Origin of the sequence: Vineibacter terrae (genome assembly GCF_008039615.1) — a bacterium.
Taxonomy (GTDB): domain Bacteria; phylum Pseudomonadota; class Alphaproteobacteria; order Reyranellales; family Reyranellaceae; genus Vineibacter; species Vineibacter terrae.
Genome location: NZ_VDUZ01000030.1, coordinates 67,363 through 85,027 on the forward strand (window position 1 = coordinate 67,363; position 17,665 = coordinate 85,027).

Here is a 17,665-nt window from a genome sequence, read left to right on the forward strand (position 1 = left end):
GACCGGAAGGCAGAGATCTACTCCAGCGACTTCCACATCTCGATGTCGCGTTCCGCCGTCCAGATGCGCGGATGCTCGATGCCCTTGGCCTCGTCGTAGGCACGCGACACGTCGAAGGGCATGCAGTGCTCGAAGATCACCCAGTTGCCATAGCGCGGGCCCAGCCTGGCCATCGCGGCATCGTAGGCCTTCTTGAGGTCGCCACCGGCAAGCGCGCTCTTCCTGACCTCGCCATAGAGCTCGGTGATGAAGGCCTGCGTGCCCGCGAGCCCCTCCTCCGCCGCTTCAGGCGTCATCAGGGCATCGCCACGGCCCGGCACCAGCGCCGCCGGCTTGAGGTCGCGCAGCCGCTGCAGCGTCTGCGGCCAGTCCTCGAAATAGGCATCGCCGGCGTAGGGCGTGGCCCCGAACTCCACCAGGTCGCCCGAGAACAGCACCCGCTCCTCGGGCAGCCAGGCGATGGTGTCGCCCTTGGTGTGGCCGCGGCCGGCATGGATGATGTCGACCTGGACCTTGCCCAGCCAGATCGTCATGCGATCGTTGAAGGTGATGGTGGGCCAGGTCAGCCCAGGAATCGATTCGGCATTGCGGAACAGCCGTGGAAAGCGCTGGAACTCCGACTTCCAGTCCTGCATGCCGCGCTCGACGATCAGCTCGCGCGTGGCCTCGCTGGCGATGATGTGCTCCGCGCCATAGGCCGAGGTGCCCAGCACGCGCACGGCATGGTAGTGGCTCAGCACCACGTAGCGGATCGGCTTGTCGGTCACGGTGCGGATGCGCTCGATGACCTGCTGCGCCATGGCCGGCGTCGCCTGGGCATCCAGCACCATCACGCAATCGTCGCCGATGATCACGCCCGTGTTCGGGTCGCCTTCGGCGGTGAAGCCGTAGGCGTGCTCCGACAGCCGGCTGAAGGTGATCTTCTTGTCTTCCAGGTCCGCCTGCGAGGCGAAGGCCTTGGCCATCGTCGTCCCTCCTTTGTCTCTACGCCGTTCGGCGCCGCCGCTGACGGTCAATTAGTTTCATATGTAACTGTACAGGCCACAGCCGAGTCAACCGGCGCGACGCCGGTGGTCACAGGCTCTGGTCCAGCCGCAGATACTTGTAGCGGTCCGTCGAGCGCACCGTGACCTCCTCCGATATGCCGTCGCGCTCGATGCCCAGCTTCACCGTCGAGCCGCTGGTGCCGCTGGCCCAAAGCTTGCGGTAGAAGTCGGCTACCTCCTCGACCTCGGTGCCGCCGACATCGCGAATGATGTCGCCGCGCCGCAGCCCGGCCTGGTCGGCTGGGCTGTCGGGCGACACGTAGGCGATGATCAGCCGGCCGTGCACTTCCTGGGTATAGACGCCGATCCAGGGCTTGGATGTCGGCGGACGCCGGCCTTCCTTCATGATGCCGAAGATCGGCTTCAGCCGGTTGATGGGAATGAACATGTTGCCCGGCAGCGTGCCGCCATGGGCGCGATAGGCATCGCCGACATAGAGCGAGCCGATGCCCAGCAGCGATCCCTCCTCGCTCAGCAGCGCCGCGCCACCGAACAGGCCGTAGGGCGGCGAGGTGAAGATCGCGTTCTCCAGCAGGTATTCCCAATAGCCGGCGAACTCCCGGCGGTCGACGACCACGGCCCGTTGGGCCATCTCCTCGCCGCCATGGCCGGCCACCGTGACCACGTCGCGGAATTTCAGCACATCCGAATCACCCAGCGGCAGCGGCCGGGCACGCAAAGGAAGCGCCGTGCGCAGCAGGCCGAAGCCGGATTCGTAGTCATAGGCCACCACGGTGGCCGATACGCGCCGGCCGCCGGCTTCGATGACCTCGACCGACTCGGCCTCCATGATGAGGTAGCCGACGGTCAGCACCAGGCCGTCCTCGTCGATCACCACGCCATGTCCCGCCCGCTCGGTTCCAAGCTGCTCGGCCGATCGGGCGGTGCGCGGGATGACCGCTTTCAGCGCCACGACGGCGGGCAATGCCCGCTTGACCGCATCCGGCAATCGCACGCGCTCACTTTGCGGTCCTGCCGGCTGATCCTGCTGCGCGTCCGCCGCTCCACCGAGGAAGACCGGGACCAGACTGGCGATGGCGATGTTGCGCCACTTGTTGCCCTGACGCGGCATCGTGCCCTCCTTCGCCGGCACGGCGCTGCTGCACCTGTGATGCAAGCGAGGTTAGCACGATGGCGTTGCGCTGAAAAATGTTCAGCCACGCACGCTGTAGTGAAAGATGCACAGGAGATATCTGAAAAGCCGCTTCAAGCCCGCGGATTCGACGCAACTTCCAGCCGCTCCGGCACGTTCACCCAACAAGCGTGCTGCAACGGGCCAACGCCCGCGCTGTCGCGCCCGACCTGTCCGCACTGTGTTGGAGAAAGCCATGAAAAGCAAGCATGTGACCCTCCCGACGGTCGCCTCGGTGCTGGCGTTGTCGCTCGCCTTCACCGGACCGGCCCTGTCGCAGACGACAACCACACCCGGATCACCACCGTCGCCGCCGCCCGTGAGCTCGACCACCGACAAGGGCGTGGTGCCCGATGGCGCCGTGGCGCGGGCCAACGCCATGATCGGCACGTCGGTGCGCAACAGCGCCGGCGACAAGATCGGCACGGTCGACGACCTGCTGATAGGCAGCGATTCGAAAGTGAACTATGCAGTGCTGAGCGTCGGCGGCTTCCTTGGCATTGGTGATCGCCTGGTGGCCATCCCCATCAGCGACCTGCAGATGGCGGCAGACCACATGGTCTATCCGTCGGCCACCAAGGAATCGGTAGCCAAGATGCCGAAGTTCGATCGCAGCGCCGTGTACTATCCTGGCTACGTGAAGGACGTGCCGCGCACGCCGCCGAGCACGCCGTCGCCGGGCACCGGCACGACGCCGCGCACCACAAACTAGCGCTCCTTCGCATTGAGCGCCGCGAGGAAGGAGGGTGCAAGCGCACCCTCCTTTCCTGTCCCGACCATGGGCGCCTGCGCTGTCATCCGATCCCGATGCAGACCTTCCCGAAATGCCGGCCGGCGCTCATATGCGCCATGGCGTCAGCCCACTTCGCCAACGGAAAGACGCTGTCGACCACCGGCTTCAGCTTGGCCGCATCGATCGCCCTGATCATCTGATCGAGGTCGGCACGGTTGCCGACCGTGACGCCCTGCAAGCGCAGGTTGCTCATCACGATCAGCGCCACCGGCATGTCGCCGGCCGCGCCGTCGAGCACGCCGATCATGCTGAGGGTGCCGCCGAACCGCGTCGCGCGGATCGATTGCGCCAGCGTGCCGGCGCCGCCGACCTCCACCACCTGGTCGACACCCTGCCCGCCATTGGCGGCACGCGCCGCCTTGCCCCATTCCGGCGTGGTCTTGTAGTTGATGCCGACATCGGCGCCGAGCGCCTTCAGCCGCGCGATCTTCTCGTCGCTCGACGACGTGGCGATGACGCGACAGCCGCGCAGCTTGGCGAACTGCAGCGCGAAGATCGACACACCGCCGCTGCCTTGCGTGAGCACCACGTCGCCCGGCTCGGTGGTCGCCTGAGCCACCACCGCGCTCCAGGCCGTAAGGCCGGCACACGGCAGGCAGGCGGCTTCCTCGTACGACAAATGATCGGGTATGACCGACACGCCGGTCTCGTCGAACACGCCGAACTCGCGCAGCGCCCCGTCGTTGGGTCCGCCCAGCGGCGCCTTGTCGGGCAGCGCGCGCGGGTCGAGCCGATGCGCCGGCCCGGCCAGCCATTTCTGGAAGAAGCTCATCGTGACGCGATCACCAGGCTTCACGCGCGCCACGCCCGGCCCGACCTCGGCGACCTCGCCGGCGCCGTCGGACACCGGCACGAAGGGCGGCTTCGCCACCGAACCGTAGCCACCCTTGACCATCAGCAGATCGCGATAGTTCAGCGACGCGGCGCGAATGCGCACCAGGACCTGGCCCGGCCCCGGCTTGGGTGTCGGCAGGTCGCGCAATTCGAGCTTGCCGAATGCTTCGAGGATGACGGCTTTCATGGAACGGAACTCGGATCAACGGTTGCGGGTATGGCACGAAGGATGACGACACCAGCCGGATGCGGCAAGCCGCAGGTCTCGATCGCCCATGCTTCACCGCCGTGAAAGAAGTGACCGCCCCGTTTTTGCCCCATTTGGCAGGCCATGACGCTTGATCGCCTTCGTCGCGTCCGATCTAGTGCGGGGCTGGCACCTCATTTGACCCGCCGAGGGAGGATGAACCGATGACCCGCTGCCAGATGCTGACCGCCGCGATCACGGCATCGTTGCTCATCCCGGCGGCGGCCAGCGCGCAGGCACCGACGGCGGGTCTGAACGAGCTGATCGCCAAGCACGCCAGAGCCAATGGTGTGCCGGAAGCTCTCGTGCACCGCATCTGCCGCGAGGAGAGCCGCTATCAGCCGCGCGTGGTCGGTGGCGGCGGTGCGATGGGACTGATGCAGATCAAGTACACCACGGCGCGCGGCCTGGGTTATCGCGGCTCGGCGGCCGGCCTGCTTGATCCCGACACCAACCTCACCTGGGGCGTGCGCTATCTCGCCGGCGCCTACAGGATGGCCCAGGGCGACGCCAAGGTCGCGCGCGTCCTCTACGGCACGGGCTATTGAATATCGGGCGGCGTGGCCGCCTGTCATCAAACCAACATCACCTGTCATCTAGGTTGTCACGCGCAGGACATGCAGCGTGAGGATCAGGCGTGAGCGTCGACAGCCAGCGCGGCGGCGAGCTGCTGAAACGAGCCGTCCATCGCAACGGAGCCTTGTCCCGCGACGGGATGCTCGAGCACCTCTTCACATGGGCCTTCAAGGGGCTCGTCTATCCGCAGATCTGGGAAGACCCCGAAGTCGATCTCGAGGCGCTGGCGATCGGCTCCGATTGCCACGTGGTGGCCATCGCCTCGGGCGGTTGCAATATCCTCTCCTATCTCACGGCAGACCCGGGACGCATCACGGCCGTCGACCTCAACCGCGCCCATGTCGCGCTCAGCCGGCTGAAGCTCGTGGCGGCGCAGCACCTGCCGAGCTGGCCGGCGTTCTATCGCTTTTTCGGCGAGGCCGACGACAAGGCCAATGTCGCCGCCTACTGGCGCTTCCTCGCGCCCCGCCTCGATGCCGCGAGCCGCGCCTACTGGGAAGGCCGCGGCCTGCTCGGGCTTGGGCGGCGGCGGGTGACGCTGTTCGCGCGCAATTTCTACCGTCACGGACTGCTCGGCCATTTCCTCAGCGCCGGCTACTGGGCGGCTCGGCTCTACGGCGTGGATCTGCGCCAGGCGCTGCGGGCCCGGACGCTGGCCGAGCAGCGTCGCTTCTTCGATTCCGCGCTGGCGCCGCTGTTCGACAAGAAGCTCGTGCGCTGGGCCACCAGCAGCCGCATGTCGCTCTACGGGCTGGGCATCCCGCCGGCCCAGTACGACACGCTCGCCGCAGCGGCCGACGGCCATGTCGCCACGGTGCTGCGCGCCCGGGTCGAGCGGCTGGCCTGCGGCTTCAGCCTCGCGGACAACTACTTCGCCTGGCAAGCCTTCGGTCGCGCCTATGCCGATGACGCCGACGGGCCCCTGCCGCCATACCTGCGGCGCGACCACTTCGAGGCGGTGCGCACACGCGCCGATCGGGTCGAGGTCCTGCATCGCTCGCTGACCGACTACCTGGAAAGCCGGCCGGCGCGCTCCATCGACCGCTACGTGCTGCTCGATGCCCAGGACTGGATGACCGACGATCAGCTCAACACGCTGTGGCAGCAGATCACGCGCACGGCCCGGCCCGGGGCGCGGGTCATCTTCAGAACCGCAGCCGCGCCGAGCCTGCTGCCCGGCCGGGTCGCTCCCGACACGCTGGCATGCTGGCACTACGACGATGCAACGTCGCAGGCGCTGACGGCGCGTGACCGCTCGGCGATCTACGGCGGGTTCCATCTCTACATCCGGCAGGGATGACCAGTGGGCGCCGAGGCCGCCGCGCTGCTGATGGACCGGATGTACCGGCACCAGCGGCATGTTTACGACGCCAGCCGCAAATATTATCTCCTTGGACGCGATCGCCTGATCGCGCGCCTGCAGCCGGCGCCGGGCGCGACCGTGCTGGAGATCGGCTGCGGCACCGGCCGCAACCTGATCGCGGCGGCCCGGCGCTATCCGCACGCGCGCCTCCACGGCCTCGACGTCTCGTCGGCGATGCTGGACACGGCCGGCCGCCGCGTTGCGCGCGCCGGGCTGTCGTCGCGCATCCGGCTGGCCGAAGCCGATGCCACCGCCTTCGACCCGGCTGTCTGCTGTGGTGCCGCACGCTTCGATCGCGTGTTCATCTCCTACAGCCTGTCGATGATCCCTGCCTGGCGTGACGTGGTCGACGGCGTGCCGCGGCTGCTGGCGCCCGGTGGGGCGCTGCACGTGGTCGATTTCGGAGACCAGGCGCATCTGCCGCGCTGGCTGCGGCAGGGGCTGCGGCGCTGGCTGGCCCTGTTCGATGTGGCGCCGTGCGACGATCTGCCCGCCTTGCTGCGCGCGGTCGCGGCGCGCTCCAATCTTTCTGTCAGCGTCGAGCCGCTTTATCGCGGCTATGCACGCTACGCGGTGATGCACAACCCCTGACCGCATCGATGCCGCCTCGGCCGCCCGGCAGGCTCGCCCGGCGCGCGCCGCTCGGCTATGGTGCGGCATGCCTGCCTGCCATAGCTTGCCACTGATCAACGGCCGCGTCCCCGCTCACCGTCGGGGCACGATCGCCCGTGACGCGACGAGTCACGGGATCGTGAGCGAGGTCGGCCATGGCTCGAGGCCGTGTTGGCGGGCTGCGGTCTTGGGGTCGCTTCCGCGTCAATTGTGTCCTATTACCACCACCGCAGCTCGAGTTGAGCGCGTGCGGAGTTCGTGAATGGCAGCAGCAAAGAAGAAGACGGCAAAATCCAAGGCACCGGCGTCGGTCAAGAAGGCGGCGCCGAAGAAGGCCGTTGACCTTCGGCCCAAGGCCGGCGGCGCCAAGGCCGCGTCTGCCAAGCCGCAAGCGCCGGCAAAGGCCAAAGCCGTCGCCAAGCCCGTTGCTGCAAAGCCAAAGGCCGCCGTAAAGGCCACGAAGCCTGTCGCGAAGCCGAAGGCGGCAGCGCCCGCCGCCAAGGCGACACGCAGCACGCTGCCCGAGCCCAAGACCAGGCCTGTGAAGCCGCCGCAGAAGCCTGCCAGCGCGGCGAAGCCGGCGCGCAAGGCGCCGGCAGCGCCGGCGATCAAGCCCGCAGCGCGGCCGGCGCCGCCTGCCATCGACACCGCGCTGCTGCACGACATGGTCGCCTGGGCCAAGGCTGCCGGCGCCGATGCCGTCGACGCCATCTACGTCGAAGGCACGCAGCTCTCGGTCAGCCAACGGCTGGGCGCGCGCGAGCAGCTTGAGCGCAGCGAGGGCCGCGACCTGGGCTTGCGCGCGTTCGTCGGGACGCGGCAGGCGATCGTCTCCTCCACCGACCTTGAAGCCGGCGCACTGAAGGAGCTTGCCGGCCGCGCCGTGGCAATGGCGCGGGCCGTGCCCGAGGATCCGGTATGCGGGCTGGCGCCGGCGGAGATGCTGGCGCGGCAATGGCCGGACCTCGACCTCGATGACGGGGCCGAGGCCTCGGTCGAGCAGCTTGCCGACTGGTGCGCGCGTGCCGAGGATGCGGCGCGCGCCGTTGCCGGCGTCACCAACTCCGAAGGCGCCTCGGCGTCCTGGGGTCGCACCCGCGTAGCGCTGGCTGCCAGCAACGGTTTCGCCGGCGACTACAGCCGCGGCGGCTACTCGCTCTCCTGTTCCGTGCTGGCCGGCGACGGCACCGGCATGGAGCGCGACTACGATTGGACCAGCGGCATCTATGTCGACCAGCTCGAGGCGCCGGAGAAGATCGGCCGCACGGCCGGCGAGAAGGCCGTCAGGCGGCTCAATCCCCGCCGCATGAAGAGCACCAAGGCCCCGGTCGTCTACGACCAGCGGGTCGCTTCCAGCATGCTGGGCCACCTCGCCGGCGCCATCAACGGCCGCGCGATCGCGCGCAAGACGTCGTTCCTGCTCGACAGGCTGGGCCAGCGCATCTTCAAGCCCGGCCTTCGCATCATCGATGACCCGCACCGCAAGCGTGAATCGGGCTCGCGCCCGTTCGATGGCGAAGGCCTGCCGACCCGCCGCTGGAACATCGTCGATGACGGCACCCTCACCACCTGGGTGCTGGACCTGGCATCGGCACGGCAGCTCGACCTCGCGCCCACCGGACACGGCAGCCGCGGCGTCTCGGGGCCGCCCGGCCCTTCGACCAGCAACCTCTATCTGGAGGCCGGCAGCGCCTCGGTCGACGAGCTGATCGCCGATATCGACAATGGCCTCTACATCACCGAGCTGATCGGCTTTGGCGTCAACGGCGTCACCGGCGACTACAGCCGCGGCGCGGCGGGCTTCTGGATCGAGAACGGCAAGCTCGCCTGGCCGGTCTCCGGCATGACTGTTGCCGGCAACCTCAAGGACATGTTCCTCAACCTGACGCCGGCCAACGACCTGGTCTTCAAAGGCGCCGTCAACGCACCGACCGTGCGCATCGACGGCATGACCATCGCCGGCGAGTAGGATCATGAAGGCCGTCCGTCCCCTGCTGCGCCCGATCGCCCTCGCCGGCTGCCTGCTCGCCGTGGCGAGCGTGCCGGCGATGGCGCAATCGGGCGACTTCCGCGCCTGCCTCGATGCCATCCGCGACACGGCCGTCGGCCAGGGCGTGCCGCAGGGCACCGCCGACCAGGCGCTGCGCACGGTCACGCCCGATCCGCGCGTGCTCGAGCTGGACGGCCGGCAGCCGGAATTCACGCTCACGCTCGGGCGCTACCTTGCCAACGCGATCAGCGCCGAGCGCATCGCCAAAGGTCAGCAGATGCTGGCGCGCCATCGCGCCGTGCTCGATCCGATCGAGCGTGAGTACGGCGTGCAGGCGAGCTACCTCGTGTCGTTCTGGGGCCTGGAAACCAACTACGGTGCCATCATGGGTGACTTCTCGGTCATCCGCTCGCTCGCCACGCTGGCCTGCCGGAGCAAGCGCGCGGCATTCTTCGCCAACGAACTGGTGCAGGCGCTGAAGATCCTCGCCAACAATCACATGACCGTGGCGCAGATGAAGGGCTCATGGGCGGGCGCCATGGGCAACACCCAGTTCATGCCCTCGACCTACGTCAACTACGCCGTCGACCGCGACGGCAATGGCCGCGTCGACCTGTGGACCAGCCTGCCCGACGTCTTCGCCTCGTCCGCCAATTTCCTGTCCAGGAGCGGCTGGAAGCGCGGCCAGCCGTCGCATGACGAGGTGGTGCTGCCGCCAGGCTTCGACTACGCCCGGGTCGACCTGTCGACCGAGCGCCCGGTGCGGGAGTGGCAATCGCTGGGCGTGCGCTACGCCGACGGTCGGCCGCTGGCCGATTTCGGCGAGCGCGCCGCCATCGCGCAGCCCGCCGGCTACCGCGGGCCGGCCTTCATGCTGTGGCCGAACTACAAGGTGATCATGATCTGGAACCGCTCGCAGCTTTACGCCATCTCGGTGGGCGAGCTGGCGCGGCAGATCGCGGGCGGCCCCGGCCTGATGCAGCCGCCGCCGGCCGACGACCAGCCGCTGGCGCGCGAGACGGTGATCGACATGCAGGGCCGCCTGCAGCGGCTGGGACTCTACGGCGACGAGATCGACGGCCTGCTCGGCCCGCGCACCCGCGCCGCCATCCGTGATTTCCAGATCCGCGCCCGCGTGGTCGCCGACGGCTACCCTACCGCCGACACCGTGGCCCGCCTGCGCGCCGCCGCGCCGTAGTCTCTTGCCGGGAGCGCGCCACTCCAGTGGCGCACCGGCACGGAGGGCCGGCCTATCAATTCACCGCTCATGATCCGGCGCTACGCGCCGGTGCGCCACTGGAATGGCGCGCCCCCAGCCTCACGCCGGCGGCATCAGCAGCCGCAGGCGGCGTGGCGCGACGGTGACGGTCACCGGCAGCGCCGCCGTGTGGTCGCCGTCGACCTGGACCGGCTCGTCGCCCTCGCCGCCCGCGATGCGGACCTCCGTCGCCTCGATCACGCGGTAGCCTGCCATCGTGGGTAGCCGGCCGGTGACCAGGCCGGCGCCGTAGCGCACGACCTGAGCCCGGCCGCCACGCTCGAACAGGCACACCGACAGGATCGGCCGGCGCAGATCGGCCGCCGGCGCCACGACGAAAGGCCCGCCATAGAAGCGGCCGTTGCTGACGACGGCCGAGGCCGCCGGATATGGCCGCCCGTCAATCGTCACCCGATAGCGCCGATCACGATACCGGATCATCTCGACCAGCGACCGCCAGACATAGGCGCCCTTGCCGAAGCGTCGCTTCAGGTCGGTGCCGACCGTGGCGACAACATGCGCATCGAAGCCGGCTCCGACCATCAGCAGGAAGCAGGAGCACGCCCCCGCCGCATCGGCGAGCCTTCCGACCATGATCGGCGTCGCTTCACCTTGCACGAGGGCCGCCGTCAGGGCCTCGATACGGGTGCCGACGCCGATCTCGCGGGCCAGCACATTGGCCGTTCCCAGGGCGATGATGCCCAACGCCAGGTCGTCGGCCGGACGGGCCATCAGGCCGTTGACGACCTCGTTGATGGTGCCATCACCGCCGGCTGCCACGACCGCGTCGTAGCGGCCGGCGTCAGCGTCGCGGGCCAGCCGCTCGGCATCGCCACGGGCTTCGGTATCGACGATGTCGACCACGAGGCCGCGCGCGCGCACCGCGGCCGCGACCGCGTCGAAGACGCGGGGATGGCGCCGTCCGGCTGTCGGGTTGCGGATCACCAGGAGGCGGCGGATGGGGAGGGGCGCGGCGGGTTGCATACCAGGACGTGTGGAGGAAGTGCGTGCCCGGCCGTAATCGAACCGCCGCACAAGAGTCACAATGCCATCATCGATCAAACGTACAACGACTGCATTGAATCAACCCTTCGCGCCTTGCGCAACGAGAACCGGCAAGAGATGGTTCCATGAACGCGCTGCGGTCGGCGCCAGCAAGATGGCGGGCAATCTACCTCTCCGATATCCACCTTGGCACCAGGGGATGTCAGGCGGAGATGCTGCTCGACTTCCTGCGCAACAACGAGAGCGACTACCTGTACCTGGTCGGCGACATCGTCGACGGCTGGCGCCTCAGGCGTTGGTGGTACTGGCCGCAGTCCCACAACGATGTCGTGCAGAAGGTGCTGCGCAAGGCCCGCAAGGGTACCAAGGTCATCTATGTCCCCGGCAACCACGACGAGGCGGCTCGCGACTATTGCGGCCTGCTGTTCGGCGGTGTCGAGGTCTGCGCCGAAGCGATCCACGAGACGGCCGATGGCCGCAAGCTGCTGATCCTCCACGGCGACGTCTTCGACGGTGTGGTGCGCCACGCCAAATGGCTGGCCATCCTGGGCGACTGGGCGTACGCCGCCGCGCTGAAGCTGAACTACATCTTCAACGGCATCCGCCGCGCGCTAGGGCTGCCTTACTGGTCGCTGTCGGCGTACCTCAAGCACAAGGTCAAGAACGCCGTCGAGTACATCGGCCGGTTCGAGGCGGCGGTGGCGGCCGAAGCCCGCCGCCGCGGTGTCGACGGCGTCGTCTGCGGCCATATCCATCACGCCGAGATTCGCACGATCGACGGCGTGCTCTACTGCAACGATGGCGACTGGGTCGAGAGCTGCACGGCGCTGGTCGAGGACCGCGACGGGCACATGTCGATCCTGCGGTGGACGGAAGAGCGCGCGCGGCGGCTCGTTCCCGTCCCGGCGCCGGCCAGGCTGGCTGCCGAGTAGGCCGACATCGTGCGGATCGCCATCGTCACGGACGCTTGGCTGCCCCAGGTCAACGGTGTCGTGCGCACGCTGGATACCGTCCGCGGCGAGCTGGTGGCGATGGGCCACGAGGTCGAGATGTTCGGTCCCGACCGGTTCCGCACCTGGCCATGCCCGACCTATCCCGAGATCCGGCTTGCGCTCCTTCCGGCGCGACGGCTGGCCAGCCTGCTCGCGGCCTTCGCGCCGGAGGCGATCCATATCGCCACCGAGGGCCCACTTGGCATCGCCGCGCGGCGCCTCTGCGTGCGCCGGAAGCTGCCGTTCACGACCGCCTACCACACGCGCTTTCCCGAGTACGTGCGGGCCCGCTTCCTGTTCCCGACGGCCTGGACCTACGCCATCATGCGCCGCTTCCACGGACCGTCGTCGGGCATCATGGTCTCGACCGACAGCATCCGCAGCGATCTTGCCGCGCGCGGTTTCCGCAACATCCGTCCCTGGACGCGCGGCGTCGACCTCGAGCTGTTCCATCCACGCCCGCCCGGGGCGACGCTGCAAGACGGTGATCGGCCGATCTGGCTCTATGTCGGCCGCGTCGCGGTGGAGAAGAACATCGAGGCGTTCCTGGCGCTCGACCTGCCAGGCCGCAAATGGGTGGTCGGCGGCGGCCCGCTCCTGCCCAAATATGTCGCGCGATACCCGAATATACGCTTCACCGGCCAGCAGCAGGGCGAGCAGCTTGCGGCGCTCTACCGCGCGGCCGACGTGTTCGTCTTCCCCAGCCGCACCGACACGTTCGGCCTGGTGCTGCTGGAGGCGCTGGCGTCGGGCCTGCCGGTGGCAGCCTACCCCGTGCCCGGTCCGCGCGACGTGATCGGCAACGCGCCGGTCGGCGCCTTGAACGACGATCTGCGGGCGGCGGCGCTGATGGCGCTTGATGCCGACCGCGCCGCGTGCCGGGCACATGCCGCGCGCTACTCATGGCGGCATACGGCCGAGGTCTTCTTCGCCAACCTGGTGCCATTGCCGGCGCCTGAGACGGTGTGGCGGGCCGCCGCGCCTCAGTCCGCGGGCTCGGGCTCGCCAGCGCCCAATCGCGCCTGAGCCGGCCTCGCTCAGCCGGAGGGTTGCCCCGCATCCAGCCAGGCCTTGTACGCCGCCTTGGTCTCGTCATTGGGCGGGTAGAGGCCGGGTATGGCCTTGCCCTTCATCACCTGCAGCGCGATGAATTTCTCGAGGTGCTCCTGGTCGGCCGAGTCACGGGCCACCTCGTCCGCCAGATGACGCGGCACCACGACGACGCCGTCGGCATCGGACACGATCACGTCGTTGGGGAACACCGGCACGCCACCGCAGCCGATCGGCCGCTGCACGTCGATCGGCATCAGGCTGGTCATGCTGGGCGGCGCCGTCGGACAGACGGCGAAAACCGGCAGGTCCATGCTGGCGATGACCGGCGCATCGCGCATGCCGCCGTCCGAGACCACGCCGGCGATGCCGCGCACCATCATCCGCGCCGCCAGGATATCGCCGAACGTGCCGCTGCGCAGCTCGCCGCCCGTCGACACGACCACCACCGCGCCGGCCGGCGCATGCTCGACGGCTTCGCGTTGGGCATTGGACGGGTCGGTCGGCTTGGGCGGCGGCGTCAGGTCCTCGCGTGCCGGGATGTAGCGCAGCGTATAGGCAGGGCCGACCATGCGGGCGGCGTTGGGATTCATGGGCCGCAGGTTGATCGCCATGTTGCGCAAGCCGCGCTTCATGAGCTGCATCGTGATGGTGGCCGTGCTCGCGGCCTGGAACAGCTTGATCGTTTCCGGCGTCAACGCCTTGAAGACAACTGCCTCGCTCATGCGTTTCTCCTTCTGGCTGAGATCAGAGTGACGTTGACTGCGCCGTCATTCAATGCGCATGGCCCCGTCGCGTTGCGGCCTCTACTTGTGGTTGACATCGCCGCAGCTTTCATCCCCAGTTCCAGCCTGGGGAGCAAGGGGACTGACATGGCGAGACAAGCACGCGGGATCGGCAAGCCTGCCGCGAAGCGGGCGGTACGACCGAAAGTGCCACCCATCGAAGCCCCTGAAGCAATGGCGAAGCGACACCCGCCCCCCGCGGATGCACGCACATTGCGGGACCGTGACGATTCCACCATCAGGGTCGGCAATCGGAAATTCCGGGGCAAAGTCGCATGGCTAGCCGGACGCAAGCTCGACATCCTTCCAGACATGCCCGATATCCGCGACCGTATCTATCATCCCCATCTGCGCGCGTTGCACCCCGGGATCTACCCCAGGATCGCCTTTTCAATTCGCAACCAGGGCAATGACTCGAGTTGCACCGGGTTCGCATTGGCGCATGTGGTCGACGTCCTGCGCTTCAAGGAGATCGGTGCCGACAGCCCGCAGCGTGTCAGCGCGCGCATGCTGTACGAGATTGCCAAGCGCAACGACGAATGGGCAGGCACCGCCTACGAGGGCTCCAGTATCCGCGGTGCCCTCAAGGGCTTTTTCCGCAACGGCGTATGCAGCGATGCGACCGCGCCCGATCTCCCCGGTACCCAGGCATGGGTGTTGACGTACGATATGGCGAGGGAAGCACGAGAAACCCGGTTGGGCGCTTATTTCCGCCTCGAACCGGACATCAGCGACTACCACGCAGCGCTGAATGACGTGGGTGTAATCTACGCTTCGGCGCAGATTCATTCCAACTGGGCAGCGCCTGAGGAAGGCCGCATCAAGCCCAACGGAAAGCCTGAAGGCGGCCACGCCTTCGCTATCGTCGGCTACGACGATAGGGGTTTCTGGGTTCTCAATTCATGGGGATCGGCCTGGGGCGTCAATGGGATAGCGCACTGGGACTACAAGGACTGGGCAGCGACGATCATGGATGCCTGGGTCCTGCAGTTGGGCGTGCGCGCTCCCAACGCATTTGGTGCTGTACCGCGCGTTACGCCGTCGAGCACCAGCGGTTTGTTCGGCTTCGGCGAACCCAGCCGCGGCGATATCATCGGGCACTTTATCAATATCGACGATGGCCGTTTCATCACCGCTGGCAAGTACGGATCACCTGACGAAGTGGAGATGCAGGAAACCGTGACGCGGCTCACGTTGCCCGAAGCCAACAACGGCATTGGATACGATCATCTCGCCATCTACGCCCACGGCGGGCTGAATTCGCTCGCTGCCGAAGCCGAGCGAATTGCGACGTGGAAGCGGCACGACGTCTTCGGCAGGAACGCCATCTACAACTTCCACCTCATGTGGGGCTCCGGCTTTATCGATGAGGCGTTCGGGAAGCTTTCCGCCTCGCCGGCTGTCGGCCGCGTCGGCGGCCGGCTGTCCGACTGGCTCTTCGAAGCCGGGTTGGGGCGGGAAACCGGCGCTTATGCCTGGCGCAACATGAAGCAGGACGCCGAGTCGGCGTTCGACGGGCGTCCGGACTACGACGGTGGCTTCAGGGGGATGGCGCCGTTGCTGGCCGGACTCGACAAGGCGACAAAGCGACCCAGGCTACATCTGATCGGCCATAGCGCGGGTGCCATTGTCCTGGGGCACCTGCTGACGGCGCTCAGGCGCTTCAAGCTGAATGAGCTCAAGCTCGGCAGCATCCACCTGATGGCGCCTGCCTGCACGGTGGATTTCTTCAAGAAGCACTACGAGCCCTATCTTGAGGATCAGGGTGCGATGCGGTTGGAGGATGGCATCTACCTTTACAATCTCACCGATCAGCTGGAGCTGGACGACACGGTATCGAGCAACTTCCCGCTTCTGCCGTCCTATAGCCGCTCCTTGCTGTATCTGGTATCCCGCGCGTACGAAAATTCCCCTAATACCCCGCTGGCGGGCATGCAGCTCCACGCTGGCGCCATGCCCGCCGACCCGAAGCTCTCCGTCGCATACGCCTCATCGACATCCCCTCACACGAGGTCGAGCTCGCATGGGGGCTTCGACAACGACGCAACGACGTTGACCACGATTATGTCACGGATCATTGGCAGGGCGATTGCGTCACCGCCCACAGACGATGAGCTGACGGGTTACTGAGTCGGACGGCTTCGAAATCACGACCAGTGAATCCAAGGACCACGCACTTGGGTTGTGGCAGATGACCGCTCGCGCCGAGCGCGTCGAAACTTGTGCGCAATGTTTGGCGATGCCTCCAGCCGCCCTGGTCCGACCATGCGCGCAGCATCGGGGTTCATGGGCCGCAGTTTCTCCCTCACGATTTGGGAGCGCCGGCATCCTGCCAGCCGATGATCCGGCGCTACGCGCCGGTGCCGGCCGGAAGCCGGCGCTCCCGGGCTCAGAACAAATTGCCTTGCGGGCCACCGTCGCGGCGGCGCGACTTGGCGGCCGCCGGCGTCGCCGCAATGGGCCTGCCGTCCGCTGCATCGATGGTCGCCCCCACCGTGCCGTCGGCGAACTCGATGCGCACAGCGCTGCCCGGCACGGTGGCTGCGGCCGATGGCAGCGTATGCCCTGAGGCGTCGCGCACCAGTGTGAAGCCGCGCGCCAAGGTGCCTTTGAACGAGTAGCTCTCCAGCAGCTTGCCCAGCCCGTCCAGGGCCGTGCTGCGCTGGTCTGTGAGCCCGCGCGTCGCGCGTGCCAGCCGGTCCGACAATGCGGTGATCCGATCGCCGGCGCGCTCGCTCTTCTGCTGCGACTCGCCGGCGTAGCGGCGCAGCGCGCCGCTCAGCGCGCGCCATTCGCCGGCCAGCAGCTGCGCTTTGGCGTCGATGGTCTGGCGCGGCGTGCGCAGGCGATCGGCGACGCCGACGAAGGCAGCCCGCCGCAGCGCGACAAGGTTGATGGTCGCCGTCGACAGCCGCTCGCTGCACACGTCCAGGCGCTGCACACGCTCCTCGATCAGCCGCACGGGATCGGGCAGGCCGCGCGCCAAGCCTGCCAGGTCCCGCTCGGCTTCGCGCAGGCGGCGGTTCAGCGCGTTGAGCAGCCGGCCGTCATGGTCGCGGATATCGGCCAGCAGCTCGGCCCGCACCGGCACGGCCATCTCGGCTGCCGCGGTGGGGGTAGGCGCACGCCGGTCGGCCGCGAAGTCGATCAGCGTGGTGTCGGTCTCGTGGCCCACCGCCGATATCAGCGGGATGGCGGAGGCGGCCGCGGCGCGCACCACCACCTCCTCGTTGAAGGCCCACAGATCCTCCAGGCTGCCGCCGCCGCGCGCCACGATCAGCACGTCGGGCCGCGGCACCGTGCCGCCCGGCACGAGCTGGTTGAAGCCGGTGATCGCGGCCGCCACCTCCGCCGCCGCCGTCGTGCCCTGCACGGCCACCGGCCAGATCAGCACGTGGCGCGGGAAGCGATCGGCCAGCCGATGCAGGATGTCGCGGATCACCGCGCCGCTCGGCGAAGTCACGACACCGATCACATCGGGCAGGAACGGCAGTGCCCGCTTGCGCCCGGCGTCGAACAAGCCTTCGGCCTGCAGCTTCTTGCGCCGCTCCTCCAGCAGCTTCAGCAGCGCGCCCTGGCCGGCCAGCTCCAGCCGGTCGACGATGATCTGGTAGCGGGACGAACCGGGATAGGTCGTCAGCCGCCCGCTGGCGATGACCTCCAGCCCGTCCTCGACCTTCAGCCCGAGCCGCGGCAGCGTGCCCTTCCAGACCACGGCATCGAGCACCGCGTCCACGTCCTTGAGGCGAAAATAGCAGTGCCCCGAGCGCGGCATCGAGGGCTGCGAGATCTCGCCGCGCACCCGCACGCGGGGAAAGGCCTGCTCGACCTCGCGCTTCAGCGCGAAGGCAAGTTCCGAGACCGTGTACTCCGGAACGTTGTGGCCGGGGGCCTGCCGGACCGCCTCTTGATCGCTGGTTGCCATACCCCACCATATCGGGCTGGGCCCGTGGAAAACCACTGCTGAAGGTGCTTTGCCGAC

General features: G+C 68.0%; 15 protein-coding genes. 9 read left to right on the forward strand and 6 right to left on the reverse strand.

Annotation, left to right across the window (positions count from 1 at the left end; genetic code table 11):
• Window positions 1-17: 17 nt before the first annotated feature.
• Both FHP25_RS24000 and FHP25_RS24005 read right to left on the reverse strand, forming a co-directional pair.
• Window positions 18-965, reverse strand: a complete 948-nt coding sequence (locus FHP25_RS24000) for an MBL fold metallo-hydrolase (RefSeq protein WP_147849508.1) — start codon at window positions 963-965, stop codon at window positions 18-20.
• Window positions 966-1,074: 109 nt separating this feature from the next.
• Window positions 1,075-2,118, reverse strand: coding sequence for a S1C family serine protease (locus FHP25_RS24005; protein WP_147849509.1), 1,044 nt, complete (start codon window positions 2,116-2,118; stop codon window positions 1,075-1,077).
• Window positions 2,119-2,374: 256 nt separating this feature from the next.
• Here FHP25_RS24005 and FHP25_RS24010 point away from each other — a divergent pair, with 256 nt between their 5' ends.
• Window positions 2,375-2,890: a PRC-barrel domain-containing protein gene (locus tag FHP25_RS24010; RefSeq protein WP_178133745.1), complete on the forward strand. Its 516-nt coding sequence runs from the start codon at window positions 2,375-2,377 to the stop codon at window positions 2,888-2,890.
• An 82-nt stretch (window positions 2,891-2,972) separates the two neighbouring features.
• Here FHP25_RS24010 and FHP25_RS24015 read toward each other — a convergent pair whose 3' ends face one another.
• Window positions 2,973-3,992 carry a zinc-dependent alcohol dehydrogenase family protein gene (locus FHP25_RS24015; RefSeq protein ID WP_147849511.1) on the reverse strand — a complete coding sequence of 340 codons (1,020 nt, stop codon included), beginning with the start codon at window positions 3,990-3,992 and terminating at the stop codon, window positions 2,973-2,975.
• Window positions 3,993-4,216: 224 nt separating this feature from the next.
• Here FHP25_RS24015 and FHP25_RS24020 point away from each other — a divergent pair, with 224 nt between their 5' ends.
• From FHP25_RS24020 to FHP25_RS24040, 5 genes are all read left to right on the forward strand, one after another.
• The gene (locus FHP25_RS24020; RefSeq protein ID WP_218578547.1) at window positions 4,217-4,600 is read left to right on the forward strand and encodes a lytic transglycosylase domain-containing protein; all 384 of its coding nucleotides are present in this window, start codon (window positions 4,217-4,219) and stop codon (window positions 4,598-4,600) included.
• Window positions 4,601-4,689: 89 nt separating this feature from the next.
• A complete protein-coding gene (locus FHP25_RS24025) occupies window positions 4,690-5,928 on the forward strand; it encodes a DUF3419 family protein (protein WP_218578549.1) in 1,239 nt (412 codons plus the stop codon).
• 3 nt (window positions 5,929-5,931) lie between these two features.
• The gene (locus tag FHP25_RS24030) at window positions 5,932-6,582 is read left to right on the forward strand and encodes a class I SAM-dependent methyltransferase (RefSeq protein WP_218578550.1); all 651 of its coding nucleotides are present in this window, start codon (window positions 5,932-5,934) and stop codon (window positions 6,580-6,582) included.
• 283 nt (window positions 6,583-6,865) lie between these two features.
• Window positions 6,866-8,572 (forward strand): TldD/PmbA family protein, encoded by a 1,707-nt coding sequence (locus tag FHP25_RS24035; protein WP_231712449.1) that lies wholly within the window; start codon window positions 6,866-6,868, stop codon window positions 8,570-8,572.
• 4 nt (window positions 8,573-8,576) lie between these two features.
• A complete protein-coding gene (locus tag FHP25_RS24040) occupies window positions 8,577-9,791 on the forward strand; it encodes a lytic murein transglycosylase (protein ID WP_147849512.1) in 1,215 nt (404 codons plus the stop codon).
• 120 nt (window positions 9,792-9,911) lie between these two features.
• Here FHP25_RS24040 and FHP25_RS24045 read toward each other — a convergent pair whose 3' ends face one another.
• On the reverse strand, window positions 9,912-10,796 hold the full coding sequence (locus tag FHP25_RS24045; protein ID WP_231712450.1) for a diacylglycerol/lipid kinase family protein: 885 nt from the start codon (window positions 10,794-10,796) through the stop codon (window positions 9,912-9,914).
• A gap of 272 nt (window positions 10,797-11,068) precedes the next feature.
• Here FHP25_RS24045 and FHP25_RS24050 point away from each other — a divergent pair, with 272 nt between their 5' ends.
• Both FHP25_RS24050 and FHP25_RS24055 read left to right on the forward strand, forming a co-directional pair.
• Window positions 11,069-11,788 (forward strand): UDP-2,3-diacylglucosamine diphosphatase, encoded by a 720-nt coding sequence (locus tag FHP25_RS24050; protein WP_408068541.1) that lies wholly within the window; start codon window positions 11,069-11,071, stop codon window positions 11,786-11,788.
• A gap of 9 nt (window positions 11,789-11,797) precedes the next feature.
• Window positions 11,798-12,874 carry a glycosyltransferase family 4 protein gene (locus FHP25_RS24055; RefSeq protein WP_147849515.1) on the forward strand — a complete coding sequence of 359 codons (1,077 nt, stop codon included), beginning with the start codon at window positions 11,798-11,800 and terminating at the stop codon, window positions 12,872-12,874.
• An 11-nt stretch (window positions 12,875-12,885) separates the two neighbouring features.
• On the opposite strand, the gene FHP25_RS24060 is transcribed toward FHP25_RS24055, so the two are convergent.
• A complete protein-coding gene (locus tag FHP25_RS24060; RefSeq protein WP_147849516.1) occupies window positions 12,886-13,623 on the reverse strand; it encodes a ribonuclease activity regulator RraA in 738 nt (245 codons plus the stop codon).
• A 273-nt stretch (window positions 13,624-13,896) separates the two neighbouring features.
• Here FHP25_RS24060 and FHP25_RS24065 point away from each other — a divergent pair, with 273 nt between their 5' ends.
• Window positions 13,897-15,813 (forward strand): C1 family peptidase, encoded by a 1,917-nt coding sequence (locus tag FHP25_RS24065; RefSeq protein ID WP_231712451.1) that lies wholly within the window; start codon window positions 13,897-13,899, stop codon window positions 15,811-15,813.
• A 259-nt stretch (window positions 15,814-16,072) separates the two neighbouring features.
• On the opposite strand, the gene xseA is transcribed toward FHP25_RS24065, so the two are convergent.
• Window positions 16,073-17,608 (reverse strand): exodeoxyribonuclease VII large subunit, encoded by a 1,536-nt coding sequence (gene xseA / locus FHP25_RS24070; protein ID WP_147849518.1) that lies wholly within the window; start codon window positions 17,606-17,608, stop codon window positions 16,073-16,075.
• Window positions 17,609-17,665 lie beyond the last annotated feature (57 nt).